This is a genomic window from Gordonia sp. CNJ-863, assembly GCF_001942325.1.
GTDB classification, from domain to species: Bacteria; Actinomycetota; Actinomycetes; order Mycobacteriales; family Mycobacteriaceae; genus Gordonia; species Gordonia alkanivorans.
The window spans coordinates 22395-37964 of record NZ_MKKG01000024.1 but is presented as its reverse complement, the minus strand read 5'-3'; the positions used below and the strand labels follow the sequence as shown (position 1 = coordinate 37964).

10 protein-coding genes and 4 pseudogenes are annotated in these 15570 nt (G+C 66.6%); 4 read left to right on the top strand and 10 right to left on the bottom strand.

The genetic code is table 11. From position 1 onward, the window contains the following. Both BJF87_RS14505 and BJF87_RS14500 read right to left on the bottom strand, forming a co-directional pair. Positions 1-255, bottom strand: a 255-nt coding sequence (locus BJF87_RS14505) for an arsenic resistance protein (protein WP_396246702.1), incomplete at its 3' end; no start/stop codon positions are given. Beyond that, positions 252-614: a helix-turn-helix transcriptional regulator gene (locus tag BJF87_RS14500; protein WP_006360795.1), complete on the bottom strand. Its 363-nt coding sequence runs from the start codon at positions 612-614 to the stop codon at positions 252-254. The genes BJF87_RS14505 and BJF87_RS14500, both read right to left, overlap by 4 nt. Positions 615-791: 177 nt before the next feature. Between BJF87_RS14500 and BJF87_RS14495 the strand changes: the two are divergent. Next, positions 792-1701: pseudogene (locus BJF87_RS14495) on the top strand (integrase core domain-containing protein); the annotation flags it as partial. Positions 1702-2225: 524 nt separating this feature from the next. Further along, positions 2226-3851 (top strand): HNH endonuclease signature motif containing protein, encoded by a 1626-nt coding sequence (locus tag BJF87_RS14490; RefSeq protein ID WP_006360553.1) that lies wholly within the window; start codon positions 2226-2228, stop codon positions 3849-3851. A gap of 169 nt (positions 3852-4020) precedes the next feature. On the opposite strand, the gene BJF87_RS14485 is transcribed toward BJF87_RS14490, so the two are convergent. Further along, the gene (locus BJF87_RS14485) at positions 4021-4935 is read right to left on the bottom strand and encodes a S9 family peptidase (RefSeq protein WP_035755441.1); all 915 of its coding nucleotides are present in this window, start codon (positions 4933-4935) and stop codon (positions 4021-4023) included. Positions 4936-5138: 203 nt separating this feature from the next. Here BJF87_RS14485 and BJF87_RS14480 point away from each other — a divergent pair, with 203 nt between their 5' ends. Then, positions 5139-6287 carry a polysaccharide deacetylase gene (locus BJF87_RS14480; protein WP_075863373.1) on the top strand — a complete coding sequence of 383 codons (1149 nt, stop codon included), beginning with the start codon at positions 5139-5141 and terminating at the stop codon, positions 6285-6287. Here BJF87_RS14480 and BJF87_RS14475 read toward each other — a convergent pair. The 7 genes and pseudogenes from BJF87_RS14475 to BJF87_RS14445 form a co-directional block, all read right to left on the bottom strand. Beyond that, positions 6284-6729, bottom strand: a pseudogene (locus BJF87_RS14475) (integrase core domain-containing protein); the annotation flags it as partial. The gene BJF87_RS14480 and the pseudogene BJF87_RS14475 overlap by 4 nt on opposite strands. A 204-nt stretch (positions 6730-6933) precedes the next feature. Further along, the gene (locus BJF87_RS14470; protein ID WP_035755420.1) at positions 6934-8505 is read right to left on the bottom strand and encodes a hypothetical protein; all 1572 of its coding nucleotides are present in this window, start codon (positions 8503-8505) and stop codon (positions 6934-6936) included. Between the two features lie 98 nt (positions 8506-8603). Then, the gene (locus tag BJF87_RS14465) at positions 8604-9440 is read right to left on the bottom strand and encodes a CoA ester lyase (RefSeq protein WP_006360558.1); all 837 of its coding nucleotides are present in this window, start codon (positions 9438-9440) and stop codon (positions 8604-8606) included. After that, positions 9437-10600, bottom strand: a complete 1164-nt coding sequence (locus BJF87_RS14460; RefSeq protein ID WP_006360559.1) for an acyl-CoA dehydrogenase family protein — start codon at positions 10598-10600, stop codon at positions 9437-9439. The genes BJF87_RS14465 and BJF87_RS14460 overlap by 4 nt, the downstream gene beginning before the upstream one ends. A gap of 76 nt (positions 10601-10676) precedes the next feature. After that, a pseudogene (locus BJF87_RS14455) lies at positions 10677-12061 on the bottom strand (MmgE/PrpD family protein). Next, the gene (locus BJF87_RS14450; protein ID WP_075863372.1) at positions 12058-13269 is read right to left on the bottom strand and encodes a CaiB/BaiF CoA-transferase family protein; all 1212 of its coding nucleotides are present in this window, start codon (positions 13267-13269) and stop codon (positions 12058-12060) included. The pseudogene BJF87_RS14455 and the gene BJF87_RS14450 overlap by 4 nt, the downstream one beginning before the upstream one ends. After that, positions 13266-13823 (bottom strand): MaoC family dehydratase, encoded by a 558-nt coding sequence (locus BJF87_RS14445; protein WP_075863371.1) that lies wholly within the window; start codon positions 13821-13823, stop codon positions 13266-13268. The genes BJF87_RS14450 and BJF87_RS14445 overlap by 4 nt, the downstream gene beginning before the upstream one ends. Before the next feature lie 259 nt (positions 13824-14082). Here BJF87_RS14445 and BJF87_RS14440 point away from each other — a divergent pair. After that, positions 14083-15500: pseudogene (locus BJF87_RS14440) on the top strand (hydantoinase/oxoprolinase family protein); the annotation flags it as partial. Positions 15501-15570: the final 70 nt, after the last annotated feature.

Here is a 15570-nt window from a genome sequence, read left to right as displayed (position 1 = left end):
CAGGCGACGATCACCGGTGACCGAGTCGAGTCGGTCGTAGCGCACCTTGGCCAGCACCGGATACATCATGATCAGCAATCCGAGGGCGATCGGCAGCGAGATGCCGTCGAGCTCGACCGCCGCCAAAGTGTCACCCAGGCCGGGGACGACTCGACCGAGCAGCAGTCCGGCGACCATCGCTGCGCCGATCCACACCGGCAGAAACCGGTCCAGCGTCGACAACTTGCCCGCGACTGCGGTGTCGGTGGCGGTCACTGGTCCGCCTCACACGAGCGCGTTTCCCCCACGACCGCGGCGAGATCCCGCAGCAGGTCCGACAGTTGCTGCAGCGCTTCGGTGTTCACCCGGTAGTACACCCAGGTCGCGCGGCGCTCGCTGGTCACCAGACCTGCCTGGCGCAGCACCTTCAGGTGATGCGAGATCGTCGGCTGTGACAGTTCGAACGGTCCAGAGATGTCGCACACGCACGCCTCGCCGCCCGGATGCGCGGCGACCTCGGACAGCAACCGCAGCCGAACCGGATCCGCAAGCGCCTTCAACAATGGGGTGACAGCCCCGGTCTCGTCACCACTCAGACCGCGGCCCGGTGACAGCAGGAGATTCTTATTCGACACGCGTCAATATTGACACACGTCGATGCAAGCGGCAAGGCGTCGATTCCGTTTAGCGGGTACGACACGCCCGATGGGCTCCAGCCAAGCCGGCACCCTGGCCTTCGGTTCACACTGCAAGCACTCGACGCTCAGGCGGTGGTAGTTAACGAACCTATCGATCCTGTCGTGCGGCTGGCGATCTCGCAGTGGCATGATGATGCACCCCGCGGAGCGGTCTCGACATTCTGCGCCGAACAATGGATTTCGCGGAAGCCGTTCTACGAGTTGCGTAAACGAGCACGAGCGGATGGGCCGTCGGCGGTCCTGGAACCCCGTACCCGCCGCCCGAAGTCGAGCCCGTCAGCGCTCAATGACGAGGTCAAAGCGCAGGCGGTGGCCGTGCGCGCCGCTCTGGAAGCCTCAGGTCTGGATCACGGGCCGATCAGCGTGCACGACAAGATGCAGTCGATGGGGTTGACTCAGGTGCCCTCAACGGCCTCGCTGGCCCGGATCTTCCGCGAAGCCGGTGTCGCTCGCCGTGAGCCAAAAGAAGAAGCCCCGCTCGGCGTGGCGGAGGTTCGTCTACCCGGCGCCGAATGCGTGCTGGCAACTCGATGGCACCGAGTACGTCCTGACCGGTGGACGCAGGTGCGTCATCCTGCAGCTCATCGACGATCACTCTCGCTACGCCGTGGGCTCACATGTGGCCGCAGGCGAAACGGCTGAGGCTGCGATCGCCGTGTTCGACAAGGCAGTGACCGCCCACGGAGTACCTCAACGACTCCTCACCGACAATGGGCCCGCGCTCAACCCCTCGCGGCGCGGCCGTCTCGGTCAGCTCGTCGAGCACGTCCGCGTGCTCGGGGTGGAAACGATCACCGGCAAGCCCTACAAGCCGACCACGCAGGGAAAGAACGAGCGATTCCATCAGTCGTTGTTCCGGTATCTGGACAAGCAGCCATTGGCTGACACCCTGGCCGAGCTGCAGGCCCAGGTTGATGCGTTCGATCACATCTACAACACCCAACGGCCTCACCAGGGCCTGCCAGGGCGCGTCACACCACTGGCCGCGTGGCAAGCCACACCGAAAGCCCATGCGCCACACCCGATAGCCGGTGGGTCACTGTTCGATCGGCCTAAATCGCGCCCGCGGCCCGCGCCGCGCCCAACCGCCGATCTACCCGAGGGCGTCCTGGTCAGGACTGTCAGCACTTCCGGCACCATCAGCGTGGACTCAGTCACCTACACGGTCGATGTGGACCACGCCTTCGACCAGGTCCTCGTCGTCGCCGACGACAGCGCTATCGTCATCGCGAACACCGATGGAGAGGTCGTAGTCGAACACCTTCGACCCCGCTCCCGGAGTTAGCTACGTCGGCAACCGACAACCCCGCGGCCCACGCCCCACGAAGACCAGACCGTCACCGAAGTCCTGACACATCAACTGTCACCGAAGTCCTGACACAGAACTGTCACCGAAGACCCGATACATCACAGCCGAATTGCGGTCCACTACACCATCCCACCGACAAGATTCCGTCTGCGAAGTCGTGCCAGTCTTGTTGCACGCCAACGGAATAGCGCGTACAGTCGAACGTGTATTCGACAATCGATCCGCGGGGGGTGATCGTCATGACCGATATCGCATCGACCGGTGCGGTCGACGAGTTCCCTGCCGGGATGCCCGAGTTGCTCGACGAACTCGACGCGCTCGTCGACAAGCTGCAGACCACCGGTTTCACCCGCCTGTCCGATACCGAGGTCGACGACGCCGGCATCCGTATAGAACAAGCCATCGCCCGACTCACCTACACCGGCAACCAGCAGATCGTCGAAGCCGACCAGCGCGACCTACCTCGTAAAGCCGGGTACCGCAGCGTCATCGACTACATGAAACACCGGCTGCGCATGGCCTACCCCGGCAGACGCCTCAAACAAACCCGCGCCACCGCCACCTACCCCGACGCCACCACCGGCCAACCCCTCGAACCCGTCCACCCCACCCTCGCGAAAGAGTTCGCCGACGGTCGGGTCGGGTCCGGGCACGTGCATGCGGTGATGGACGTGCTCGACCAGATCCCCCACGCGGTCGACCACGACATCAAGGTCGCCGCCGAACGCACCATGGCCGAACAAGCCGTCAACCTCACCCCCGACCAGATCACCGACGCCGGCGCCCGACTCCTGGGCTACCTCGATCCCGACGGCACCCTCGCCGACGACACCGACCGTCAACGGCGCCGCAACCTGTACCTCAACCGGCAACGCGCCGATGGCACCGCCAAGATGGCCGGCACCCTGACGCCTGAACTGCTGGCACGGGTGTCGATGTTCCTGGCCGTGTGGGCCAAACCGGGGATGAACAACCCCGACGATCCCGAGTCCCCGCACGGCTCGATCGAGGACGCCGATCCCGAAGCCGTCGCGGCCGCGGCCGAACGTGATGACCGCAGCCCCGCCCAGCTCAACCACGACGCCCTCAACGCACTCCTCAAAGCCGTGTTCGAGGACGGTATGCTCGGGAAGAGTCATCGCGGGTTGCCTATGCAGGTGATCGTCAAGGCCGACCTCAACGACCTCGTCCGCGAAGCCGGTTACGCCGTCACCGCCACCGGCACCCAGATTCCCATCCCCGACCTGATCAACCTCGCCGCCGACGCCCAACCCTGGCTGGCGGTGTTCAAAGACGCCACCGCCGTCCCGCTCTACTTCGGCCGCGGCAAACGCCTCGCCACCCGCGAACAGCGCTTGGTGTCCTTCGCCCGGCCCGATGGTGAAAGCTGCTCCAACCCCGACTGCTGTGTACCCGCCGCCCACGTGGAAATGCATCATGCCCACATCGGTTGGGTCGATGGCGGATTCACCGACATCACCAACCTCACCCCCGCCTGCACCCGCCACCACCACATGGTCGGAAACCAGCCCGGACAATTCACCACCCGCATAGTTCGCGACGGCCCCGACGAAGGCCGCGCCACCTGGCAACTCAACACCGCACCCGGCGCACCACCCAACCCCGAACGCATCAACCGAAGACCCGACATACCCCGCCGATTCGCCGACCACCTCAAACAGGTACGCGACGAGATCCACGGACCCGAACCGGAGTCCGGCGATACCCCACGCCTCCAGATGCGCCAGATCATCGACCTACGCAACGCCACTCCTGCCGAACTCGTCGTCGCCTCAGCGCTTCTCGACCACGCGTACGGAGGCTCAGGACGGGAAGGTCACCGGCCCTTCGAGGTTCGTCGCTAACGCTCCTCACACCTCAGGGAGCGGGAACGCACGCACGCCACCACTCCCAAACACCCCCAAGGGAGCGAGGAACGTGGGCGCAGACACTCCCACACACACCTCAGGGAGCGAGAAACCCACGCACGCTATCGCTCCCGCACACAACCCGGGGAGCTGGAACGGGCGCTGGTCAGTTTGTCACCTCGTCCACATCGTCGAGGTCCGCAGACGACGCGCCGGTGATGATGTCGAGAACCTTCGGGTACTCGGGCGCGGTAGAGGTCACCACCGAGCCGTGGTTGCCGCCCGGGAGCAGTACCGCGGTGGCCTCGCCTCCCTGCTTCACGACGGCGTCGACATATCGGCTCGAGTTGGCCGACGAGACCATGCGGTCGCCGGTGTTGTGCACGGCGACAACCGGCGTCGAGGGATCGATGTTCTGGATCGGATCGACCATGGCGTAGCGCTTCGGCACCTGACGCGGTGTGCCACCGAGGGCGGTCACGATGCGATCGTCGCCATGCGTTGCGGCATAGACCATGTCGAGCGGTCCGGCGAGCGAGACGATGCGTGTCGGCCGGAACACCGGCCTCGCACCGACCTCGTCATCCTCCAGCTTGTGCCGAGTACCGCCCCACACGGCGAGCTGCGCGCCCGCACTGTGTCCGACGACGAGCTCATCGTCGGTGGTGATCTGTGGGAACTGCTTGTCCACCACCGAGACGTGGTCGAGCGCACTCGCGACATCCCGGAAGGTCGTCGGCCAGCCGCCACCCGAACCCACCCGTCGGTATTCGACGTTGTAGACCGCCATCCCGCGATCCGCGAGATCCCGCGCGAGCGGCTCGAAGATGTCCGCGCCCAGCGCACTCTGCCACGCACCACCGTGGATCAGGACGACGAGCGGGATCGAATCGACCCGCTGCTCCCCCTCCGGCAGGTACAACTCGGCCCAGTTCTGCTTGCTGTCGGCCTCGCCGGGCGTCGGGTACTCGAACCGGTGAACGGTGACCTCGTCGAGGTACTCCACCTCTTCGGTGGAGGTCGCCGTCTGGGTCTTGACCGGACCCGACGCCGACGGATCGTCGGCACTGCACGCCGTCAGTCCGAGACCGGCGGCGAGTGCGACGCCCAGAAGTCGAAGTGGGACAGGCGACCAGCCGGATCGCCGGAAATCACGAAGGGTCAACGAAGGCAACAATTCTGTGCCTGCCTTTCCGGCCACGAGGCCATTCCACATTCTGCCGCATAAGGTAAAGCGAAAGTAATGACGGGGGTATCCAATTGGCGATCGGGCGCGGAACGCGGATGATCTCGGCGCCGATCGTCGTGGTTCTGACCGTTCTACTCGCCGGATGCGCCACCTCGGCGAAGTCGGCTGTGCCCGAGACGATTCCAAATATCAGTACCACACTCTCCCCGGCTCCGCCGTCACCGCCCACACGAGTGGCGTCGAACGTCCCGATGAAGCGACTGGCACCGGGTGAGAAACCGCCACAATTCATCCTGTTCTCCTTCGACGGCGTCGGGGTGTCGAAGAACTGGGACCTGTTCCTGCGCACCGCCGCCGAATCGGACGCGAGATTCACCGCGCTCATGACCGGGCTCTATTTCCTCACCGACGCCAAGAAGCGGCAGTACCGCGGTCCGGGATACAAACCCGGCGAGGCGGCGATCGGATTCGGCGGATCGAAGAAGGAGGTGATCGAGGAGATCACCTACCTCAACCGCACCTGGTACGACGGCCACGAGATGGGCACCCACTTCGTGGGCCATTTCTGCGCGGGCACAAAGAATCCCGGTAAGTCGTGGACCAGTGCCGAATGGCGTCACGAGTTGGCTCAGTTCTTCCGGCTCATGACGCAGTGGCGTGAACTCAACGGAATCCGCACCGGACCCGACCTCGCCTTCGGACCCGAAGCGGTGAAAGGCGCTCGGACACAGTGCCTCGAGGGTTCGATGAAAGCGCTCTTCCCCGCGCTGCGCGCTTACGACATGATGTGGGACTCGTCGATGCCGGCGTCGCGACCGGGTGTCTACTGGCCGTCGAAGATCAACGGCATCTGGGAATTCCCTGTCCCCTACGTCTGGTCGCCGGCGCTGAAGCAACGCCAGACAGCGCTCGACTACAACTTCTGGTACAGCGTCAACAAGGCGACGGATCGGCCCGCCGATCGTGCGCGGATCGCGCGGGTCGTCACCAGCACCTACGACTACATGCTGCGCCGGGCCTATGAGGGAAACCGCGCGCCGCTGGTGATCGCCAACCATCTGAACACCTGGAACACCAACGCCTTCAACCCGGCGACCGCCGCCTTCATGCGCCGCGCGTGCACCAAGCCGGAGGTCATCTGCGCCACCCACCAGGACGTCATCGCCTGGATGGAGCTGCAGGGCCCCGCCGTCCTGAAGAAGTGGCGGTCGATGGCCCCGGTCGCCGTCGACGCGCATCACTAGCTGTACTGACCCGCCAGGTTGGGTACGCGGTCGGCGGGTGAGTTGCCTCGGAGTGCGGTGTGGCCGCGTTCGTGGTTGTAGTTGTGAAGGAATTCGGGGAAGGCTGCGACGCGTTCGGTTTCGCTGAGGTAGGGGCGAGCGTAGGCCCATTCCTCCTGGAGGGTCCGGTTGAATCGTTCGACCTTGCCGTTGGTTTGCGGCCGGTACGGTCGGGTCCACTTGTTACCGGGAGTGGTCGTCGACGGCGTGATGCAGGATACGCGTACCCCCGGTTCGGGCGGCCAGCATCTTTGCGGGTTCGCCCAGGCTCGCGGTGCGCTGGAGTTGCGGGTGCCCTGGGCGCGGCCGTGTACGCGATGTCGGCCACCGTCGGGGATTCTCCCGAGCCTTTGATGTCGACGTGGATCAAGTCTCCGGGCGCTTCACGTTCGTACCGGCGAACCTCGCGTCTGCGGGCACGTAGCCACGCGGCGCAATGGCCACCGGTCGTCCACAACACACCGAGCCAGACGCAACCGGCCGGTCGGGGACAACGGGTGGATACGGTGAGACATGAAGACCTCCGGGTTGAGGAGCGGTTCCTAGACGGCTCCACACCTCACTCGGAGGTCTTCCCTATGTCACGTCGACTCGCCGGACGGCGGAATCACCTGACCGTCAGGGGCACCGTCGTGATGGACCCACCGGCGCGGACCGTCGCGGTCAGCGGGGTCCAGCCCGTCCAGAGATCCACCGGCACATCGAGCGTCGCGCCCGGCCGGAGGGTGACCGGAGTCCGGGTGACCGCACTCCGGTCGGCGATGGTGTCGCTGCGTTCGACCGCGACCTGGAACTTCTGCGAACGTCCCTCGGTCCGCACGGTCACGCCGACCGGTGAGGTGGCCCCTACCGACACCGACGAGCCCGGGCCGACGGCGAGCTGCGAGGTGTCGACCGAGACCGACCGCAACGAGTCCTCGGTGGCGACCTCGAACACGGCTGTCGTCGGTGCCGACGAACTCACCCGAACCGCGTGACGAACCGGATCGACATCGAGCGCCGATGTCGCACCCGCCGGGACCTCGAGGTCGCCGACCGCCACCGCTCCACCCGCGCTCAGCACGGTCGTGTTGATGTCGGCGGTACGCCCGGCCTCGACACCGTCCACGACGATGCGGAAACGCTTGCCCGCCGGCACGGTGAATCGTGCGGAATTGTCATTGTTGAACAGAATCCGCTGCTCGACACCGGGAATCGGCTTGCCGGACGGATCGGTGACCCGGACGTCCCAGTCCACGTCACCGACACCCTGCGCCGTGCCGTTGGTGTCACTGACCAGCACGACGGTGTCGTCGGTGCGCAGGTCGGGATCCTGGTGACGCTTCAGAACCTGGGCCAGCGGGACCAGCATCATCCTGTTCTTCGGCGAGCCCTGGTACAGCATCGTCGGCTCGGACGGGTTCGTCGCCGTCGAGTAGTACCAGGAGTCGGCGGCGGGATCGACGACCACCATCTTCTCCCGGCCCGGGAAATTGTTGTCATAGACGACGATTCCGTGCTTGCCGCCACCGAGGTCACGGAGCGCGATCGGTGTGATCGCATGCCCGGCGGAATGTTCCTCGTCCGTATAGATGGCGAGGATGTAGTTGTCGTTGCGCGACCATGCGGTACGGAGCTTCGACAGCGCCTGTGGCACCGAGACCTCACGTTCGGCGAGGTCCGTGGGAGGGAAGCCCTGGGTGATGAACATCCGGGCGATCAGTTCGTCCAGCGGCCCCGACGCCGGCATGCTGTAGACGCTCTGTCCTGGCAGCGCCAGCGGGAACTGGCTCAGCCGCTTCGTGTTGTACAGGCCTGCCAGCGCCGCCATGCCGTAGCAATGACCGCCCCTCATCGACGCGTTGAACTCCGCCATCACGAGTTCGGCGACGGTGGTCGGTGAGCAGATGCCGAGCACGATGCGGGCGCATACCTCGTCACCGAACACCGCGCGCATTCCCTCGGTCGTGAGTCCGCGCCGGTGCAGGGCGTCGTTGTCTCCCCAATTCTCGAAGGAGAAGCCGTCGCGTTTCACATCGAACCCGGAGTGGGCGACGACCTTTCCGGCCTGAGGATTCACGACCGGTGCGGCGTCCGCTGTGTCGGCGCCTACGGTCAGGAACGCAGCGGCCGCGGCAACCGCCAGGCCGGCAGCGGAAACACAGAATGACGCGCGAAGGCGAGACCGGGTACTGAGCATGGCAAAACAGTAGCGGACAAATCAGGCATCCTGAGCAGGTCCTGAGAAGAATCCGCATTCTTGCCGGCAGTCTGTCACGGGAATGTCGTTCGCGGGGATCAGCCCCGGCGAGTCAGCGTCCGACGCGCGATGCGGGCGACCGCCTCGTCGATGAGCCGGCCGGCACTGTCGGTCGCGGCTCCCTGCCCGGCGGCATCGAATGCCGCCAGCACGTCGACCGCTGTGTCCACCTCGGACGCGGTCGGTGCGAGACCGGCACGGGCGGGCCGGATCTGGCGCGGGTGGATGCACGCACGACCGAAGAAGCCCAGCCCGGTCAGGCGCCGGGTCTCGGTCTCGAACGACTCCGGATCGTCGATGACCGGCGACGCGGCCGCGAGTGGTGGCCGGATCCGTGCCGCCGCCGACGCGGCCACGACTTGGGAACGTGCCCAGAGCAACTCGTCGCCGACGACCGGCGTCACGCCGAGGTCCGCAGCCAGGTCCACCTCGCCGATCTGCACGAACTCGACGCGGGGGCCGGCGGCGATCGCCGGCGCATTCACCAGACCCGCACCGGTCTCGATCAGCGGTGAGACCGGCGTCCGCGGACGGCCCTCCGCAGCCTCGAGGTCGGTGAGCATCCGGTCCACGCGATCCAGCGTCGCGCGATCATCGCATTTGGGCAGCCAGATGCCGTCGGCCCCACACCGGACCGCCATGGTCAGGTCGTCGAGGAGTTCGGCGCCGGGATTCACCCGTACCCACGTGGGCACCCCGGCCCGGTCGCGCTTCTCCAGCCAGGTCCCCACCGCGATGCGCGCGGAGTCCTTGGCCGCGACCGGTACCGCGTCCTCGAGGTCGAGGACCACGGCGTCGGTACCGGACGTGGTCGCCTTGCCGAACCGTTCGGGCCGGTCGCCCGGTACGTACAGGTAGACGAGCGGCGAACTCATCCGACGGTGACGGTTCCGTTGACCAGCGCCTTGGCGATGACGGTCCGCATGATGTCGTTGGTCCCCTCGCCGATCGACATCAACGGCGCATCGCGGTAGTAGCGCTCGACGTTGAACTCGGTCGAGTAGCCGTAGCCGCCGTGGATACGCATCGCCTCGAGGCTGGCGGTGATCGCGGTCTCCGACGCGAAGTACTTCGCCATTCCGGCCTCCCCGTCGACACGTGCACCCGAATCCGCCTTGGCAGCAGCCCAATACGTCATGAGACGCGCCGCCTGCAGCTGGGTGGCGATGTCGGCGAGCTTGAGCTGGATCGCCTGGAAGTCGGAGATCGGCTTCCCGAAGGCGGTGCGCTCGCGTGAATAGTTGAGCGCCGCGTCGTACGACGCCTGCGCGATGCCGACGCTGCGGCCGGCGATGTTGAGGCGGCCGATCTCCAACCCGGACAGCGCCTGCTGCATACCGCGGCCCTCGACCCCGCCGAGCAGTGTCGACGCCGGTACCCGCACCTCGTCGAGGAAGATCTCGCACGATTCGGTGCCCTTGTAACCGAGCTTGCCGAGGTCTCGCTGCACTTCGAATCCGGGCGTCGTGGTGTCGACGAGCAGGATGCTCATGCCCTTGTGCGCCGGCGAAGCCGACGGATCCGTCTTGACCAGGACGGGGAGCACATTCGCGTGGCGTGCGTTGGTGATCCACGTCTTGGTGCCGCGGATGACGTAGTCATCGCCGTCGCGGGTGGCGGTGGTCTTGATGCCCTGCAGGTCGGTGCCTGCACCCGGTTCGGTCAGTCCGATGCCGGTACGGCATTCACCGGTCGCCAGCCGGGGCAACCACTGTTGCTTCTGCTCCTCGGTGCCGTGCCGCGCGATCATCCAGCACGCCAGGTTGTGACTGCCCAGGATGCCGGCGATACCCATCCAGCCGCGGGCGATCTCCTCGTAGACGAGGGTGAAGGACACCATGTCGAGTTCGAGTCCGCCGTACTCCTCCGGCGTGGTGATCCCGAACAGACCCATGTCCCGCAGCCGCGCGACGATCTCCGTGGGATAGCGGCCCTCGCGTTCCCATTCGTTGGCGACCGGGATGATCTCCTTGTCGACCAGCTGACGGAGCGCCGACCGGAAGTCGCGCTGTTCCTCGGTGAAGCTGAAATCCATTGTGTGATCCTTGATCTGAGAGGTGATCGGAGATGTTAGACCCGGGCCCGGCCGCGGACCGGCAGGTGAAGGTGGGTCAGCTCGCGGAGAGGATGTCGGCCGCGAGCGCCGGGATCTGCCCCACGGACGGTGCGTCGCACAGACCGAGAACGGTCTGGACGAGTGCCTCGGAGGCCTCTCCCCCGCCGGCGTTGCCCCGGAACTTCTCGGCGACCGCGGCATCGTCCATCGGACGGCCGGAAGTGCCTCGGCTGCAGGGAACCTCGCCGACGAGCCGGGTGGCGTCGTCGAGGGTGATGACCGCCCGGCCGGCGGCGTCGGCGGCCGGGCGGGCATCGGGTGCGGGGACGACGTCGACGAGTGCGGCGGTGGCGGCCACCTCGGGTCGGACGATCGAGGCCTCGGCGTAGGTGTCGACGGTGACCGCTCCGTCGTGGACGAGTGCGGCGACGCTCCACGGCAGGTCGAACTTCGCGTCGTAGATGCTGCGGGGACTGCGTGTACCGGTGCCCGGCCCGCACACGATGTCCACGCTGTCGGGATGGACGTCGACGCTGATGGCGGCGATACGCGACGCCGACACCTCGGTGCCCGATCGCGCGGCCTCGGCCAGAGCCTGCGCGACCGCATCGAGCGAGGCATGCATGAGTTGACAGCTCGGGTACGGCTTGATACCGATACCAGCGCTCTCCCAACGAGTTCCGAGATCGGCGACGATCCCGTCGGGATCCACGTCGCGGTCGGCGAGCGCGCGGTACAGCCCGCGCCGGCCCTCCAGCACCGATTCGGGTCCGCTGGCCCCGGCCAGCGCCAGGCGCGCGGCGAGGACACCGTTGAAGCCCGCGTTCCCCGGATGCAGGACCTTGGTGTTGGCCCCGGTGTCGAGGAACTCGAGCAAGCCGCCCGACGACGACGCCGCGATGCCGATCGCATCGGTCAGACGATCGGCGTCGGCGCCGTACAGCAGGCCGGCGGCGACGGCACCGGCGAGCGGGCCGACGACGGCGGTCGCATGGAGGCCGCGTGCGTGGAAGCCGTGTGGTGCCGCCGCGCCCAGTCGACAGGCGATCTCCAGCCCGGCCACCAGCGCGGTCACCGTCTGCGCGCCGGTCGCCCCGACTTCCTCGGCGACGGCCAGGACAGCCGGCGCCACGACCGTCGTCGGATGCACGAGTGCACCGGCATGCGTGTCGTCGAAGTCCAGGGCATGCATCAGCACCCCGTTGGCGAAGGCTGCCGCGGGCGCGAGATGGCGTCGGAGTCACCGAGCGGATGTGCCTGCGCCGGGCCGCCGAGCCCGCGGGCCACGGACAGTCCGGGTCCGCCCTGGTCGAGCCGGCGGGCTCCGATGGCATTGCCGATGCCGTCGAGCAGGTGTCGCAGCGCGGCCCGCCGGGTGGCCTCGGGAATGTCATCGATGTCGAGGGCCGCGGCCCAGCTCGCGAGGCGGCGGGCGGTCATGGCGTGGCCTGTGCGATCGATCCGAAAGCACCGGCGTCGACCAGCCCGCGGACGTCCTCTGCGCTGTAGCCGAGCAGTTCCATCACCTCGTCGAAGTTCTCGTTGCGACGCGGTGCCCGACGATACTCCGTGGGCTCGTTGCCGAAGCGCACCGGTGAGGTGACCTGACGTACCTCACCCCACACCTCGTGTTCGGTGGTGGCGATGAGCCCGCGCGCCAGGGTGTGTTCCTCGGTCAGCGCCTGTTCGACGTCGTTGATGGGCCCCGTCGGCACACCCGCCTCGGTCAGCAACGACACCCAGTGATCGACCGTCGCCTCGGCGAATCGCTTCTCGAGCAACGGCAGCAGTTCGTCCTTGTGCTCACCACGGGCGGTGAAGTCGGTGAACCGCGGGTCCTCGAGAAGTTCCGGCAGCCCGATCGTCTCGGCCAACCGCACCCAGAACTTCTCCTTGGCGCAACCGACGACGAACCAGCCGTCGGAGGCTTCAAAGGCCTGGAACGGCACCAGAGACGGATGTGCCGAGTTCTTGGTGCGTCCCGGCCGGTATCCGGCGTTGAGGTGCCAGGCGGCCGGGTAGGTGAGCATCGAGATCGCGGTGTCGTAGAGCGAGACGTCGCAGTCGCCGCCGACACCGTCGCGACGGGCGGCGTGCAGGCCGGACATCAGACTGAGCGCCGCGACGTACCCGCCGCAGAAATCGACAAGGGACAGACCGGATTTGGTGGGCGGTCCATCGGGGTCACCCGTCAGGTCCATCCATCCGGCCAGGCCCTGCAGGATGTAGTCGTAGCCGGGCTGCTTCGCGCGCGGACCGGTCATGCCGAACCCCGTCAGGCTGCAGCACACGATGGCCGGGTTGAGGTGCTTGAGGTCGTCGTAGGTGATCTTGATCTTCGCCGGCACATCGCCGCGCAGATTCGAGTACACCGCATCGCTGGTGCGCACCAGATCTTCGAACACCCTGCGCCCGCCGGGGGTTCCGAGGTCGAGCGACAGGCTGCGCTTGTTGCGGTTGAAGGTCTCGAAGAACAGGGAGTCCTCGCCCTTGTTGTAGGGCGGAACGTATCGCCCGACGTCGCCACCGGAGGTCGGCTCCTCGATCTTGAGCACGTCGGCCCCGAGGTCGGCGAGGTGGACGCTGCCGAAGGGGCCGGCGCCGTACTGTTCGACGGCGATGATCCGGACGTCCTCGAGCGGCCTCATGACCGCGCGTCCTCGGTCTGGGCGGCGACGACCTCGGTCAGCGAGGGCGCCTTGACCTCGGGGAAGTAGTTCTGTCCGATACCGCTCTCGCGGGTCGCGACCATGACCGAGCGGTTCCAGGCGACCACGACCTCGCCGTCCTGATTGATCCCGCGGGTGACCATCGACACGATGCCCGCGTAGGGACGAGACTTGGACCGGCGCAGGTCGGTGCAGATGCTCTCGGCGTAGATCGTGTCGCCGACGTACACCGGATGCTGGAGTTTGACGTCGGTGAACTGGAGGTTGGCGACGGCGTTCTGACTCATGTCGATCACCGACAGTCCGAGCACCAGGGCGATGGTCAGCCCCGAGTTCACGATCACCTTGCCGTCGGTGATGGGATTCGTCCGGGCGAGATGTTCGTTGAAGTGGTTCTGGTTGGTGTTCATCGTCAGGCACGTGATCCACGCGTTGTCGGTCTCGGTGATCGTGCGGCCCATCGGGTGCTGATAGACGTCGCCCACGACGTAGTCCTCGAAGAAGCGTCCGAGAGTGGCGGGATGGGTGGTCAATGGTCCTCCTACAAGGGTGCGGCGTCGTCGTCGAAAAGCACACTCCGTGACGCGGCCCACCATAAACATCAGATCTTTAGCTCGTCAAGACACGCCTTTCCCACGCTCGTGCATGAATTCTGGTCCATTGGTTGCCTAAACATCCGATGTATTGCATGATCCTTCCGAGCGCAGCTATGGCTTAGATCACTCCCGTCACCGGATGGGGCGCACCGATCCGAGGTCGGGGTGACGGTACGAAAAGAGGAAGCGAGTTTCGATGAAGCGAATCGGCGTGGATGTGGGCGGTACGTTCACCGACCTGGTCCTGTGGGACGACGACGGGACGGTGACGGTGCACAAGACGCCGTCGACGAACCACGATCCCTCGATCGGCACGATGGACGGGATCGAGGTGCTCGCCGAACGCGCGGGCATCGACGTCGCGGACATCGAGATGTTCTTCCACGGGACCACCGTGGCCACCAACATCGTGCTCGAGCACAACGGCAGCGACGTCGGCATGATCACCACCGACGGGTTCCGCGACCTCCTGCACATCGCGCGCAAGAAGCGCCCCCTGAACTACTCCAACTACCAGGATCTGCCGTGGCAGAAGTGGCAGCTGGTCCCGCGGCGCAACCGGCGGACCGTCGCCGAGCGGATCGACGCCGCCGGCAACGTGCTGACCCCGCTCGACGAAGACGCCGTCCGCCGCGAGGTCGCTCTTCTCCGCGAGCGCGGGGTCGAGGCGATCGCCGTGGCCTTCCTGCACGCCTACCGCAATCCGGCCCACGAGCAGCGGGTCCGCGAGATCATCGCCGAGGAGTACCCCGGCGTCTTCGTGTCGCTCTCCAGCGACGTCGCCAGCCAGTACCGCGAGTACGAGCGCTTCTCGACCACCGCCCTCAACGCCTTCGTCGGACCCAAGACCTCCCGGTACATCGAGAACCTGGCCGGCAAGGCCAAGGCCGCACAGGTCGGCGAGGACGTCCACCTGATGACCTCGGCCGGCGGTCTCGTCACGTCGCGCAGCGCCAGCGAGGTCCCCGTCTCGCTGCTGACCAGCGGTGTCGTCGCCGGACTTCTCGGCGGATGCTTCATCGGCAAGGCGTCGGGCTACCCGAGTGTCATCACCCTCGACGTGGGCGGCACCTCGGCCGACATCGGCGTCGCACCCGACGGCAAGCTGCGCATGAAGCATCTGCTCGACACCCGCATCGGCGACTACCACGCGATGGTCCCGATGGCCGAAGTCGACACCATCGGCGCCGGAGGCGGATCGATCGCCAGCATCGACGAGGGCGGCATGTTCCGCGTCGGACCGCGCAGCGCGGGCGCCATGCCCGGACCCGCCTGCTACAACCGCGGCGGCACCGAACCCACCTCCACCGACGCATGGTGGTCATGGGTTGGCTGGGTGCCGACAGCTTCCTGTCGGGAACCATGGAGGTCAAGCCGGAGCTGGCGACCGAGGCGGTCAAGACCCACATCGCCGACAAACTCGGCGCCGATCTCGAGCACGCCGCGATGGGCATCTTCCAGATCCTGGCCCACTCGATGACCGAGGCCATCTCCCTGCACTCGGTGCGCAAGGGGTATGACCCACGCGAGTTCTCGCTGGTCGCCGAGGGTGGCGCCGGCCCGCTGTACGCGTGGCAGATCGCCGAGCACCTGGGCATCCCACGCGTCATCGTCCCCGGACATCCCGGCATCACCTCGGCGGTCGGCCTGCTGACCACCGACGTCCGGTACGAGGTCCCCACCA